The organism is Telluria antibiotica (assembly GCF_011682055.1).
Taxonomy (GTDB): domain Bacteria; phylum Pseudomonadota; class Gammaproteobacteria; order Burkholderiales; family Burkholderiaceae_D; genus Telluria; species Telluria antibiotica.
Genome location: NZ_JAAQOM010000006.1, coordinates 114,138 through 126,835, shown reverse-complemented (window position 1 = coordinate 126,835; position 12,698 = coordinate 114,138). Strand labels below are relative to the sequence as shown.

The window sequence follows — 12,698 nt, the reverse complement described above, 5'->3', positions numbered from 1 at the left end:
CCCGTGCCCACCGATATCAGATGTGCAGCGCGCGCCCCAGCGCCCGCAGCGCCGCCTCCTGCATGGCCTCGCTGAGCGTGGGATGCGCGTGGATGGTGCCCCCGACGTCTTCCAGCAACGCCCCCATCTCGATCGATTGCACGAACGCGGCCGACAGCTCCGACACGGCGCCGCCGACGGCTTGCCAGCCGACGATCACGTGATTGTCGCGCCGGGCAACGACGCGCACGAAGCCGTCCGTCGCCTCCAGGGTCATCGCGCGGCCGTTGGCGGAGAACGGGAAGCTGGCCGTGACGCAGTCGACGCCCAGCGTCGCGGCCTCCTGCGGCGTCATCCCGACGACGACCACTTCCGGGTCCGTGAAGCAGACGGCGGGTATCGCGGCCGGCGTGAAGTGGCGGCGCTTGCCGGCGATGATCTCCGCGACCATCTCGCCTTGCGCCATCGCGCGGTGCGCGAGCATCGGTTCGCCCGTCAGGTCGCCGATGGCCCACACGTTGCGCATCGACGTGCGGCACTGGTTGTCGATGCGGACGTGGCGGCCGTTCATGTCCAGCAGCAGGCTTTCCAGCCCATAGCCGTCCGTGCGTGGGCGCCGTCCAACGGCGACCAGGATGCGGTCTGCGGCGAGCACGGACTCCTCGCCGCCGCCATTCTTCATGCGCACGCCGCGGCCGTCGTCCGCGAGACCCGGCACGCTCGACTCCAGGTGCACGGTGACGCCGAGGCGCTTCAGGCTCGCCGCCACGGGCTTCGCGAGGTCGTCGTCGTATGCGGGCAGCACGCGGCCGGCCGCCTCCACGACCGTCACGCGCGCGCCCAGCTTGCGGTACGCGATGCCCAGCTCCAGGCCGATGTAGCCCGCGCCCACGACGACGAGGTGCTCCGGCAAGCTGGCCGGTGCCAACGCTTCCGTCGACGACACGACGTTGCCGCCGAACGGCAGGAAGGGCAGCTCGACGGGCGTTGACCCCGTGGCCAGCAGCAGGTGTTCGCAGCGGATGCGCAGGGCATCGCCGCCTGTCTCCACTTCGACGGTCTTGCCGTCCAGGATGCGCGCCCAGCCCCGCACGACGGTCGCCCCATTCTTCTTCAGCAGCGCGCCGACGCCGCCCGTCAATCGCTTGACGATGCCGTCCTTCCACGCGACCGTCTGCGTCACGTCGATGGTGGGCGCGCCCGCGCGGATGCCCAGCGGCGACTCGCCCGCATGGCTCGCCGCCTGGTGGAACGCGTCGGCGGCGTGGATCAGCGCCTTGGACGGGATGCAGCCGATGTTCAGGCACGTGCCGCCCAGTTCCCCGCCTTCGACGAGCACGGTCGGGATGCCCAACTGCCCCGCGCGGATGGCGGCCACGTAACCGCCGGGGCCGCCGCCGATGACGAGGAGGGTGGTGCTTTCGGTAGTCACGGCCATGGGTCACTCCACGAACAGCGTTGCCGGCGACTCGAGGTAGCCGCGCACCGCCTGGATGAATTCCGCGGCCACCATGCCGTCGATGACGCGGTGGTCGAACGAGGACGATAAATTCATCAGCTTGCGCGCCACCATGCCGCCGTTCCGGATGACCGGTCGGTCGACGATGCGGTTCACGCCCACGATCGCCACTTCCGGGTGATTGATGACGGGCGTGCTGACGATGCCGCCCAGCGGGCCGAGGCTCGTGATCGTGATCGTCGACCCGGACAGTTCGTCGCGCGCCGCCTTGCCCTGGCGCGCCGCATCGGCCAGGCGGGCGATTTCCGCCGCGCTGGACCACGGGTCGCGCGCTTCCGCGTGGCGCACGACGGGCACCATCAGCCCCGCGTCCGTCTGCGTCGCGATGCCCATGTGGACGGCCTGGTAGCGCGTCACGACGTTCGCCCGGTCGTCGTAGCGGGCGTTCACGTCCGGGAATTTACGGACTGCGAGGACGACGGCGCGCATCAGCAGCGGCAGCAACGTGAGCTTGCCCCGTTCCTCGCCATAGCGCGCGTTCAGCTGCCCGCGCAGCGCTTCCAGTTCCGTCACGTCCACTTCCTCGACGTAGGTGAAATGCGGGATCTGGCGCTTGGCCAGCTGCATCTTCTCGGCGATCTTGCGGCGCAGGCCGATGACGGGGATGGCTTCCTCGCCGTCCAGCTCCGCGTAGCGCGTATCGGACGCGGCGCCGCGGCCCGCCCGGTGGCCGGCCACGTGGGCGTCGAGGTCCGCGTGCGTGATGCGGCCGGCGGGGCCGCTGCCGGCGACGTATTGCAGCTCGATGCCCAGGTCCCACGCGCGCTCGCGCACGGCCGGCGCCGCGAGAGGCTTTTCGCCGGCAGCGCGCAGCGCGGGTGTGGCGGCGGGCGCGCGGGTGGGCGCCGGGCCTGATGGCGGCGATGGTGGCGCCGCCTCTGCAACGGTGGCCGCCGCTTCGGCCACCCGCGCCGGTTCGGGCACGAAGCCGTGCGGAAGGTCGGCAGGTTCGTCGGCAGCCGGGGCAACAGCCTTTGCCGTCGAAGGCGCATTGCCAGCGCCCTCGACCTCGAGCCGGATCAGCTCAGCCCCGACGGCCAGTGATTCGCCCACGTTGCCGCCCAGCGCGACGACGGTGCCGTGCACCGGCGACGGAATCTCCACAGTCGCCTTGTCCGTCATGACGTCGGCCAGGACCTGGTCCTCGACGACGGCGTCGCCCGGCTGGACGCGCCACGCGACGACTTCCACTTCCGCGATGCCTTCGCCGAGGTCCGGCATCTTGATCACATGCGTACCCATCTGCTCAGGCCCCCATCGCTCGCTTGAATGCCGCGCCCACGCGGTCCGGTCCCGGGAAATACGCCCATTCCTGCGCGTGCGGGTAGGGCGTATCCCAGCCGGTCACCCGCTCGATCGGCGCTTCCAGGTGGTAGAAGCAGTGCTCCTGCACGAGCGCGGCCAGTTCCGCACCGAAGCCGCTCGTGCGCGTGGCCTCGTGGACGACGACGCAGCGCCCCGTCTTCCGCACGGATGCGACGACCGTTTCGAGGTCGAGCGGCCACAAGGTGCGCAGGTCGATGATCTCGGCGTCGATGCCCGTCTCCTGCGCGGCTGCTTCCGATACCCACACCATCGTGCCGTACGTGAGCACCGTGAGGTCGGCGCCTTCGCGGAACACGGCCGCCTTGTCCAGAGGGACCGTGTAATAGCCGTCCGGGACTTCGCCCTTCGGATGCTTGGACCATGAGACGACGGGACGGTCGTGGTGCCCGTCGAACGGGCCGTTGTACAGCCGCTTCGGTTCCAGGAAGATGACGGGATCGTCGTTCTCGATCGCCGCGATGAGCAACCCCTTCGCGTCGTACGGGTTCGACGGCATCACGGTGCGCAGCCCGCACACGTGCGTGAAGAACGCTTCCGGGCTCTGGCTGTGCGTCTGCCCGCCGTAGATGCCGCCACCGCACGGCATGCGGATCGTCAGCGGCGCCGTGAAGTCGCCCGCGGAGCGGTAGCGCAGCCGGGCTGCCTCCGACACGATCTGGTCGGTCGCCGGATAAAAATAGTCGGCGAACTGGATCTCGACGACGGGCCGCAGCCCGTACGCCGCCATGCCGACGGCGGTGCCGACGATGCCGCCTTCCGAGATCGGCGCATCGAAGCAGCGGTGCTTGCCGTACTTCGCCTGCAGGCCGTCCGTGACGCGGAATACGCCGCCGAAATAGCCGACGTCCTGGCCGTAGATGACGACGTCGTCGTCGCGCCCAAGCATGACGTCCATGGCCGAACGGAGGGCCTGGATCATCGTCATCGGGGTCGTTTTCAAATCCTTGTCGATGTCGCGCTTCACGTCACACCCCCAGTTGTTGGCGTTGGCGGCGCAGGTGTTCGGGCATCTCTTTGTAGACGTCCTCGAACATCGACGCGGCACTGGGGACGCGGCCGTCGATCAGCGTGCCGTGGCGTTCCGCCTCCTTCTGCGCGGCCACGACTTCCGCTTCCAGCTCGGCCTGCAGCGCGTCGTGTTCCGCGGCGGACCACCAGCCCTTGGCGACCAGGTGGCGGCGCAGGCGGCCTATCGGGTCGCCAAGCGGGAAGTACGTCCATTCGTCGGCGGGGCGGTAGCGCGACGGGTCGTCCGACGTCGAGTGCGGGCCCGCGCGGTACGTCACCCATTCGATCAAGGTGGGGCCGAGGTTCGAGCGCGCCCGTTCCGCGGCCCAGCACGAGGCGGCATACACGGCGAGGAAGTCGTTGCCGTCCACGCGCAGCGACGCGATGCCGGCGCCCACGCCGCGCGCGGCGAAGCTGACGCTCTCGCCGCCGGCGATGGCCTGGAACGTGGAGATCGCCCACTGGTTGTTGACGACGTTCAGGATCACGGGCGCCTGGTACACGTGCGCGAACGTGAGGCCCGTATGGAAATCGCTTTCCGCCGTGGCGCCGTCGCCGATCCAGCCGGACGCGATCTTCGTGTCGCCCTTGATCGCGGACGCCATCGCCCAGCCGACGGCCTGCGGGATCTGCGTGGCCAGGTTGCCGGAGATCGTGAAGAAGCCCTTCGCCTTCACGGAATACATGACCGGGAGCTGGCGGCCCTTCAGCGGATCGGCCTCGTTCGACAGCAGCTGGCACACCATGTCGACGAGCGGATACTCGCGCGCCATCAGGAGGCTTTGCTGGCGGTACGTGGGAAAACACATGTCGCCGTCGCGCAGCGCGAGGGCGTGCGCCGTGCCGATGGCTTCCTCGCCCAGGCACGTCATGTAGAACGACAGCTTTTTCTGGCGCTGGGCGATGACCATGCGCGCGTCGAAGATGCGGGTCTTCATCATCGTGCGCAGGCCGAAGCGCAGGGTGTCGCGGTCCAGCCCCGGGTCCCACGGGCCGACGGCGTTGCCGTCGTCGTCGAGCACACGAATCATGCCGGCGGCAAGTTCGGCCGTGTCCTGGTAACGGACGTCGACGGGAGGCCGGGGCGTGGACCCGGCCGCATGGATGTCGAGATACGAAAAATCGGTCTTGCAACCCGGGCGGCCGGTGGGCTCCGGGACGTGCAGCGACAGAGGTTGACTCTGGCTCATAAACGCTCCCCCTTGGTAAGGTGTGTGCGGCAGCAACATCATAATTCCGGAAAGACAGCGCATGGCGGTTTTCACCGGGAATTTTCGTGCTGCCCCGCAGCATGCCGACGCGGGATCGCCGCGCGGATGCCCGTCGCATCAGCACCGCAACTTAGCACGCGGCGCAACGAAACGGCGCCGGTTCGCGCAAGTGTGCGCCGCCGCGCATATCGTGTTCCCGCTTGCCCGCAAACGCGATTAGAATTGCTGACTTCTCTACACAATGGGCAGATGGACGCGATGTTGACTCAGGCGGCTCCGGTCAAGGCTTTCGGTGCGGGCGGCGGCCTGCTGGGCAGGATCATCGACGACTACGACTGGGCCGGCACGAGCCTGGGCCCAGTCGCCCGCTGGCCCGACGTCGTGCGCACGACGGTGGAACTCATGCTGCGCTCGCCGGTGCCCATCGTCACCTTGTGGGGCGAGGACGGCGTCATGATCTACAACGACGCCTATTCCGGCGTCGCCGGCGGCCGCCATCCGCAGCTGCTCGGGTCCAGGGTGCGCGAGGGCTGGCCCGAGGTGGCCGACTTCAACGACAACGTGATGAAGGTGGGCCTCGCCGGCGGCACCCTGTCGTACCGCGACAAGGAGCTCACCCTGCACCGCAGCGGCCGTCCCGAGCAGGTGTGGATGAACCTCGATTACTCGCCCATCGTCGACGCCGGCGGGACCGTCGTCGGGGTCATCGCGATCGTCGTCGAGACGACGGCCAAGGTCCGTGCCGAGCGCTGGCTCAGCGGCGAGCACGGCCGGCTGCAGACCATGTTCGAGCAGGCGCCCGGCTTCATGGCGCAGTTGGCCGGGGCCGACCACGTGATCCGCTCGGCAAACGCCGCCTATCACGCGCTTGCCGGCCACCGCGACCTCGTCGGCAAGCCGCTACGCGAGGCGCTGCCGGAGACGGTGCCGCAGGGTGTCGTCGCCATCCTCGACCAGGTCTACCTGACCGGCACCGCGTACACGGCGACGGCCAGCCCCCTGTGGCTCGCGGCGCCCGACGGCAACCGCAAGCTGCACTACATCGACTTCGTGTACCAGCCCGTCAAGCGCGAGGACGGCTCCGTGCTGGGCATCTTCGTGCAAGGCAGCGACGTGACGGAGCGGGTCGAGGCCGAGCGCGCGCTGCGCGAGAGCGAGGAAAAATTCCGCACGTTCGCCGAGGCCATGCCGAACCAGGTGTGGACGGCGACGAAGGACGGCAAGCGCGACTGGTTCAATGCACGCGTGTACGCATGCACGGGACGCGACTACGCGGGCCTGGCCGGCATCGGCTGGACGCAAGCCGTGCATCCGGACGACCAGGCGGGCGTGCGGCACCGTTGGGCGACGGCCGTCGCGACGGGCGCCCACTACGAGGCGGAATTCCGCCAGCGGGCCGCGGACGGCACCTATCGCTGGCAACTGGCGCGCGCCGTCGCACTGCGCGACGCGGACGGCGAGGTCGTGCGCTGGATCGGCACGACCGTCGACATCGAGGACCAGAAGCTGAATGCCGAGCGCCTCGCCGCGCTGAACGCGGACCTGGAATCGCAGGTCGCGCAGCGCACGGCGGAACGCGACCGCATGTGGCGCCTGTCGCGCGACATCATGCTCGTCGCCGGCTTCGACGGCATCGTGCAAGCCGTGAGCCCGTCGTTCGGATCACTGCTGGGATGGTCCGAGCACGACATCGTCGGCAAGAACTTCCTGCAATTCGTCCATCCCGACGACCAGGCGGCCACGGTCGCGCAGATGGCGTCGCTGGGCGAGGGCCACTACGTCTACAAGTTCGAGAACCGCTACCGGCGCAAGGACGGCAGTTATTGCGTGCTGTCGTGGACGGCGGCGCCCGACGCGGCGTTCATCCACGCGATCGGGCGCGACATCACGGCCGACCGTGAACAGGCGGAGCAGATCCGCCGCACGGAACTTGCCCTGCAGCAGGCGCAGAAGATGGAGACCATCGGCAAGCTGACGGGCGGCGTCGCGCACGACTTCAACAACCTCCTGCAGATCATCTCCGGTAACCTCCAGCTGCTGGAGATGAACCCGGGCGGTGCGGAAACGCAGCGCTGGATCGGCAACGCGCGCCAGGCGGTAGATAGGGGGGCGAAGCTCGCGAGCTACCTGCTCGCGTTCGGCCGCCGCCAGCCGCTGGAGCCGAAGGTGGTCAAGATCGGCCGCGTCGTGACCGGCATGGAAGACATGCTGCGCCGCGCGCTCGGCGAAGAGATCGAAGTGGAGCTCGTGATTTCGGGCGGCCTGTGGAACACGGCCGTCGACGTGGCGCAAGTCGAGAACGCGGTGCTGAACCTCGCGATCAATGCGCGCGACGCGATGAACGGCGCCGGCAAGCTGACGATCGAGGCGCACAATGCCGTGCTGGACGACCTGTATTGCCGCACGCATGCCGACGTGACGCCGGGCCAGTACGTGATGCTCGCGGTGACGGATACGGGTACGGGCATGACGCCCGACGTGCTGCGCCAGGCGTTCGAGCCCTTCTTCTCGACGAAGGACGAGGGCAAGGGTTCCGGCCTGGGCCTGTCGATGGTGTACGGTTTCGTCAAGCAGTCCGGCGGCCACGTCAAGATCTACAGCGAGCCGGGGCAGGGCACGACGGTGAAATTGTACCTGCCGCGCACGGCGGCGGCCGAGGAACCCCTGGGGCCGCTGGACGTGCAGCAGGCCGCCGTCGGCGGCACGGAAACGATCCTCGTCGCGGAAGACGACGAGGCGGTGCGCACGACCGTCGTCGAGATGCTGACGGCGCTCGGCTACCGCGTGCTGAAGGCGGCCGACGCCGCGAGCGCGCTCGCCGTCGTGGAATCCGGCGTCCCGATCGACGTGCTGTTCACGGACGTCGTCATGCCGGGCACCTTGCGCAGCCCCGACCTGGCGCGCATGGCGCGCGAACGCCTGCCGAACCTCGCGGTGCTGTTCACGTCGGGGTACACGGAAAACGCGATCGTGCACGGCGGCCGGCTCGATCCGGGCGTGGAACTGCTGGGCAAGCCGTACACGCGCGAAAGCCTCGCGCGCCGCATCCGCCAGGTGCTCGCGAACCAGCGCAACCGCGTGCACGTGGACGCCGCGCCGGCTGTCGTGCCCGCGGCCGCGCCGGCGCCGGACCGGCTGCGCATCGTGCTGGTGGAGGACGAGGACGAGATCCGCGCTGCGACGGCCGCGCTGCTGCGCCACCTGGGCCACGAGGTGAGGGAAGCCGTCGACGCGGAACAGGCGCTCGCGCTGATTTCTCCGGCATCCGATCTACTCATCACGGACGTGCAACTGCCCGGCATGACGGGCGATCTGCTGGCCGCGCAAGCCCGCGCGCAGGCACCCGGCATCCGCATCGTGTTCGCGACCGGGAAGGGGGAAGTCAACAACTGGCCGGACGCCGTCGTGCTGCGCAAACCCTACGACCTCGCCGCGCTGACGGCGGCGCTGGCCAGCGCCCGCGCGGCTTCCTGAGCGTCAGCCCTGAGCCGCGACCGCGGCCGCGGGCCGGCCTGTGTGGCATGCGCCGACGGCATCCAGGATGAAGGCAGTCGTCACTTCCGGGTTCGTGAGGGGCAGCATGTGGCCGCCATCGACAAGTTCCAGCCGCGCGCCGCCCACCTTGTCGACCAGGGCCTGGCCGTGCGCCTTCCAGTCGAGGATGCGGTCGTCCTTGCCGTACAGGACGCTCACGGGCAACGCCAGCTCGCCGTAGCGCGTCTCCTGCGTGGGCAGGCAGTCGGGCAGCGCGCGCAGGTCGTCGGACGCGGACAGGAACGCGCCGGGGCGCAGCGCGAGCAGGCCGCCGCCACGCGTGGCGAAATCGTGCGGCACCGGTTCCGGGCCGAACACCTGGTCCAGGGTGGCGCGGGTGTTCTTGATCTGCGCCGGCGTGGCGAGCGTCCACGCGACGATGTTGCGCCACAGCGGCGACAGGATCGTCAGGCCCTCGAACACGGGCGGCACCTTTTCCTGCATGTGCGTCAGCGGCGCGATCAGCGCAAGGCCGCGCACGCGCTCCGGATGGCGCAGCGCGAGCGCGAGCGACAGCGCACCGCCCAGCGAGTGGCCGACGACGAACGGGCGCTCCAGGCCCAGCTTGTCGATCAGCGCCGCGAGCATGTCGGCTTGCGTGTGCAGGTCCGCCGGCGTGCCCGGCGCACGCGTGGAATGGCCGGAGCCGGCGCGGTCGACGGCGATCACGCGGTAGCGCCCGGCCAGGCGGCCCGTGACGCCGAACGTGAAGTGGTCCAGTTGGCCGGCGAGGCCGTGCACGAGCAGGAGGGCCGGCGCATCGGGGTCGGCGCCGGCGAACTCGCGCACGTGCAGGCGCGCGCCGGGCACGTCGACGAAGCGGCCCGTCGGCGGCAGCAGCGCTTCGACCTTGCGCGCCATGTAGACGGTGAACAGGTAGCACAGCAACACGAGCAGGGCCGCGACGGCCAGGAGGGAGAGGACGAGTGTCATCGCTTGATCGCTTTCTTGAGAAGGTTCCAGTAACCGGTGGGGGCCAGGCGTTCCAGCAGCGCGGCCGCCTTGGCGTCGCCGCCGACGAGGATGCGGGGTGCGCGCCGCTCGATGCCGGCGCTCGTGATGACGGCGACGCGATCGACGAGGTTCATGGCATGGCTCCCTTGCGGCCGAAACGGAGGACGCCATCGGCGATGCGGCCGAGGCGGATGGTGAGCATGTCGCGCAGGTAGTTCTGGTGGACCTGCCACGGCCGGCGCGAGCCCTGCCGCGGCAGCTCGTCGCGGGCGCGCTGCACGTAGCCGGACGTGAAGCCGAGGAACGGGGCAGGCTGAACGCCCGGGTCGCGGTGCGCGACGACGATGTCGACGCGCTTGCGCGCCATGTGGCGCAGCAGGCGCACGACCCAGGCCGCCGTCAGGTCGGCCTTCAGGGTCCACGATGCATTCGTGTACCCGAAGGTCATCACGCAGTTCGGCAAGCCGGACAGCATCATGCCCTTGTACGACATCGCATCGTTCCCGTGGAAAGGGCGCCCGTCCACGGTGATCGCGACGCCGCCCATCAGCTTGACCTTGAGGCCCGTCGCCAGCACGACGATGTCGGCAGGGAGCGTTTGCCCCGATTCCAGCAACAGGCCTTCCGGTACGAAGCGCGCGATGCGGTCAGTGGCGACGCTCGCGCGGCCCGCGCGGATGGCGCGGAACAGGTCACCGTCCGGCACGATGCAGACGCGCTGGTCCCACGGCTTGTAGTCCGGCGTGAAATGGGTGTCGACGTCGCAGCCGGGGCCCAGCTGGCGGCGCGCCATCTCGATGATCTTGCGTTTTGCGACATCGGGCTTGGTGCGCGCCACGCGGTACAGCAGCATGCTTTCGACGATCACGCGCCAGCGCGTGAGCGCATACGCCGCGCGCGCGGGCAGCCAGCGGCGCAGGCGCCGCGCGAAACCGTATTCGGACGGCCGGCTCACGACGTAGCTCGGGGAGCGTTGCAGCATCGTCACGTGCGCGGCGTCCTGCGCCATCGCGGGCACCAGGGTGACTGCGGTCGCGCCGCTGCCGACGACGACCACGCGCCGCCCGCCGTAATCGAGGCCGGCGGGCCAGAACTGCGGCTGCACGATGCGGCCCGCGAACGTCTCCTCGCCGTCGAAACGGGGCCGGTACGCCTCGTCGTAACTGTAGTAGCCGCTGCACATGTAGAGGAAGCGGGTGCGCAACGGCACGCGCCGCCCCCCATGCTCCGCTTCCACGAGCCAGCAGGCGCCGCCGCTGTCCCAGTGCGCCGCGACGACGCGGTGGCCATAGCGGACATGGCGGTCGATGCCGGCATCGACCGCCGTCTGCGCGATGTAGCGGCGGATCGACGGGCCGTCCGCGATCGCGTGGCCGTCGAGCCACGGGCGGAACCCGTAGCCGAGCGTGTACATGTCGGAATCGGAGCGCACGCCGGGGTAGCGGAACAGGTCCCACGTGCCGCCCATCGCCGCGCGCGCTTCCAGGATCGCATACGTCATGCCGGGACAGCCCCGCTGCAGATGCCAGGCCGCGCCGATGCCGGACAGGCCTGCGCCGACGATCAGCACGTCGAAATACGCGCCGCCCGGCGGCGTGCCGGCGGCCCTGCTGGCGTCCTGGTCGGCGTGGAGCGTGTCTGGCATGGTGTCCCGTGTTGTTTTGTTTTTATCTTGACACTTAATATTGTCACATTTTTGCTCACAATATTCTGTGAGAAAATAGAAGGATGCCTCCAGAATCTTTACAAACCGCCCGGCCGTATCGCGGCGTCCCACAGGACGAACGGCGCGCCCAGCGGCGTTCGCAATTGATCGGCGCCGCCGTCGCCGTGTACGGCGAGCGCGGCTACCGCCACTCGACCGTCAAGTCCGTCTGCGAAGCGGCCGGACTCACCGAACGGTATTTTTACGAATCCTTCGCGAACAGCGAAGAGTTGTTGATCGCGTCGTTCAATGCCGTCACGTACAGCGTGCTCGGCGAAATCACGGAAGCGGCGCGCCAGGCGGGCCGAAGCCGGATCGCGCGGGCGCGCGCGATGCTGCACACGTATTTCGCGGCGCTGCAGCGGGAACCCCGCTCGGCGCGCGTGTTCCTCGTGGAGATCCGCGGCGTCAGCCGGGCCGTCGACAAGGCGTTCGATGCCGCGCTGCGCGCCATCGGCGAACAGGTCGGCCGCTTCGTCGTGCCGCCCGGCGTGCCGGCCGACCCGTTGCTGGAAGCGGGCATCGTCGGCGGCGTGATCCACATTGCGCTGCGCTGGATCGAGGACGATTACACGCCCGGCATCGACGTCGTCACCGACAGTGCGCTGCGCCTGGGCATGGTGCTGGGAAGACCGCCGCTGCGGCGGACGGCCGCGGCCTGACCGTCACCCGATCTTCGGCCAGTCCAGTTCGACCCACGTCGGCGCATGGTCGCTGGGTTTCGGGCGCGCGCGCACGTCGCGGTCGACGCCGGCCGCCTTCAACTTCGGCGCCAGCGCGGGGCTGAGCAGCAAGTGGTCGATGCGCAGGCCCGCATTGCGGCCGTACGCGTCACGGAAATAGTCCCAGAACGTGTAGATCACTTCGTCCGGATGCATCGTGCGCAGCGCATCCGTCCAGCCCTGGTCGAGCAGCCGGCGGTACGCCGCGCGCGTCTCCGGCCGGAACAGCGCGTCGTCGACCCAGCGCTCGGGCTTGTAGACGTCCAGCTCCGTCGGCATCACGTTGTAGTCGCCCGCGATGACGACGGGCGCGCCCGAATCGATCAACTCCTGCGCCCGCACCTGCAGCCGGTCGAACCAGCGCAGCTTGTAATCGAATTTCGGCCCCGGCGCCGGATTCCCGTTCGGCAGGTACAGGCAGGCGACGAGGATGCCGTTCACGGCGGCCTCGATGTAGCGGCTCTGTTCATCGTCCGGGTCGCCCGGCAGCCCGCGCTGCAATTCCTGCGGTTCCACGCCGCGCGCGAGGATCGCGACGCCGTTCCAGCTTTTCTGGCCGTGCCAGATGGGGCAATAGCCGGCCGCGCGGATGTCCATCTCCGGGAATTTTTCCTGCGGCGCCTTCAGTTCCTGCAGGCAGGCGACGTCGGGCTGCGTCTCTTCCAGCCATTGCAGCAGGGCGGGGAGACGGCTGCCGATCCCGTTGACGTTGAAGGTGGCGATGCGCATGGGGTCTCTCG

General features: G+C 69.3%; 10 protein-coding genes. 2 read left to right on the top strand and 8 right to left on the bottom strand.

Annotated features, from left to right (window positions below; all coding sequences use genetic code 11):
- Positions 1–16: 16 nt before the first annotated feature.
- From lpdA to HAV22_RS11645, 4 genes are read right to left on the bottom strand one after another with little or no spacing between them, the layout of a single operon-like run.
- Positions 17–1,417 (bottom strand): dihydrolipoyl dehydrogenase, encoded by a 1,401-nt coding sequence (gene lpdA, locus HAV22_RS11660; RefSeq protein WP_166859245.1) that lies wholly within the window; start codon positions 1,415–1,417, stop codon positions 17–19.
- Between the two features lie 3 nt (positions 1,418–1,420).
- Positions 1,421–2,740: a dihydrolipoamide acetyltransferase family protein gene (locus tag HAV22_RS11655; RefSeq protein WP_166859244.1), complete on the bottom strand. Its 1,320-nt coding sequence runs from the start codon at positions 2,738–2,740 to the stop codon at positions 1,421–1,423.
- A 4-nt stretch (positions 2,741–2,744) separates the two neighbouring features.
- A complete protein-coding gene (locus HAV22_RS11650) occupies positions 2,745–3,749 on the bottom strand; it encodes an alpha-ketoacid dehydrogenase subunit beta (protein ID WP_166859417.1) in 1,005 nt (334 codons plus the stop codon).
- 40 nt (positions 3,750–3,789) lie between these two features.
- On the bottom strand, positions 3,790–5,022 hold the full coding sequence (locus tag HAV22_RS11645) for a 3-methyl-2-oxobutanoate dehydrogenase (2-methylpropanoyl-transferring) subunit alpha (protein ID WP_166859243.1): 1,233 nt from the start codon (positions 5,020–5,022) through the stop codon (positions 3,790–3,792).
- 279 nt (positions 5,023–5,301) lie between these two features.
- Here HAV22_RS11645 and HAV22_RS11640 point away from each other — a divergent pair, with 279 nt between their 5' ends.
- Positions 5,302–8,517 (top strand): PAS domain S-box protein, encoded by a 3,216-nt coding sequence (locus HAV22_RS11640; protein WP_208296154.1) that lies wholly within the window; start codon positions 5,302–5,304, stop codon positions 8,515–8,517.
- 3 nt (positions 8,518–8,520) lie between these two features.
- Here the strand turns inward: HAV22_RS11640 and HAV22_RS11635 are convergent, their stop codons facing one another.
- From HAV22_RS11635 to HAV22_RS11625, 3 genes are read right to left on the bottom strand one after another with little or no spacing between them, the layout of a single operon-like run.
- Positions 8,521–9,510 carry an alpha/beta fold hydrolase gene (locus HAV22_RS11635; protein ID WP_166859241.1) on the bottom strand — a complete coding sequence of 330 codons (990 nt, stop codon included), beginning with the start codon at positions 9,508–9,510 and terminating at the stop codon, positions 8,521–8,523.
- A complete protein-coding gene (locus HAV22_RS11630; RefSeq protein ID WP_208296153.1) occupies positions 9,507–9,665 on the bottom strand; it encodes a hypothetical protein in 159 nt (52 codons plus the stop codon). The genes HAV22_RS11635 and HAV22_RS11630 overlap by 4 nt, the downstream gene beginning before the upstream one ends.
- A complete protein-coding gene (locus HAV22_RS11625; protein WP_166859240.1) occupies positions 9,662–11,176 on the bottom strand; it encodes a flavin-containing monooxygenase in 1,515 nt (504 codons plus the stop codon). The genes HAV22_RS11630 and HAV22_RS11625 overlap by 4 nt, the downstream gene beginning before the upstream one ends.
- A gap of 83 nt (positions 11,177–11,259) precedes the next feature.
- Between HAV22_RS11625 and HAV22_RS11620 the strand changes: the two genes are divergently transcribed.
- A complete protein-coding gene (locus HAV22_RS11620; protein WP_166859239.1) occupies positions 11,260–11,898 on the top strand; it encodes a TetR/AcrR family transcriptional regulator in 639 nt (212 codons plus the stop codon).
- 3 nt (positions 11,899–11,901) lie between these two features.
- Here HAV22_RS11620 and xth read toward each other — a convergent pair whose 3' ends face one another.
- On the bottom strand, positions 11,902–12,687 hold the full coding sequence (xth, locus tag HAV22_RS11615; protein WP_166859238.1) for an exodeoxyribonuclease III: 786 nt from the start codon (positions 12,685–12,687) through the stop codon (positions 11,902–11,904).
- Positions 12,688–12,698: the final 11 nt, after the last annotated feature.

Coding starts and splice junctions, on each gene's coding strand:
- lpdA (WP_166859245.1), bottom strand. CDS start 1,417: ATGGCCGTGACTACCGAAAGCACCACCCTCCTCGTCATCGGCGGCGGC.
- HAV22_RS11655 (WP_166859244.1), bottom strand. CDS start 2,740: ATGGGTACGCATGTGATCAAGATGCCGGACCTCGGCGAAGGCATCGCG.
- HAV22_RS11650 (WP_166859417.1), bottom strand. CDS start 3,749: ATGACGATGATCCAGGCCCTCCGTTCGGCCATGGACGTCATGCTTGGG.
- HAV22_RS11645 (WP_166859243.1), bottom strand. CDS start 5,022: ATGAGCCAGAGTCAACCTCTGTCGCTGCACGTCCCGGAGCCCACCGGC.
- HAV22_RS11640 (WP_208296154.1), top strand. CDS start 5,302: ATGTTGACTCAGGCGGCTCCGGTCAAGGCTTTCGGTGCGGGCGGCGGC.
- HAV22_RS11635 (WP_166859241.1), bottom strand. CDS start 9,510: ATGACACTCGTCCTCTCCCTCCTGGCCGTCGCGGCCCTGCTCGTGTTG.
- HAV22_RS11630 (WP_208296153.1), bottom strand. CDS start 9,665: ATGAACCTCGTCGATCGCGTCGCCGTCATCACGAGCGCCGGCATCGAG.
- HAV22_RS11625 (WP_166859240.1), bottom strand. CDS start 11,176: ATGCCAGACACGCTCCACGCCGACCAGGACGCCAGCAGGGCCGCCGGC.
- HAV22_RS11620 (WP_166859239.1), top strand. CDS start 11,260: ATGCCTCCAGAATCTTTACAAACCGCCCGGCCGTATCGCGGCGTCCCA.
- xth (WP_166859238.1), bottom strand. CDS start 12,687: ATGCGCATCGCCACCTTCAACGTCAACGGGATCGGCAGCCGTCTCCCC.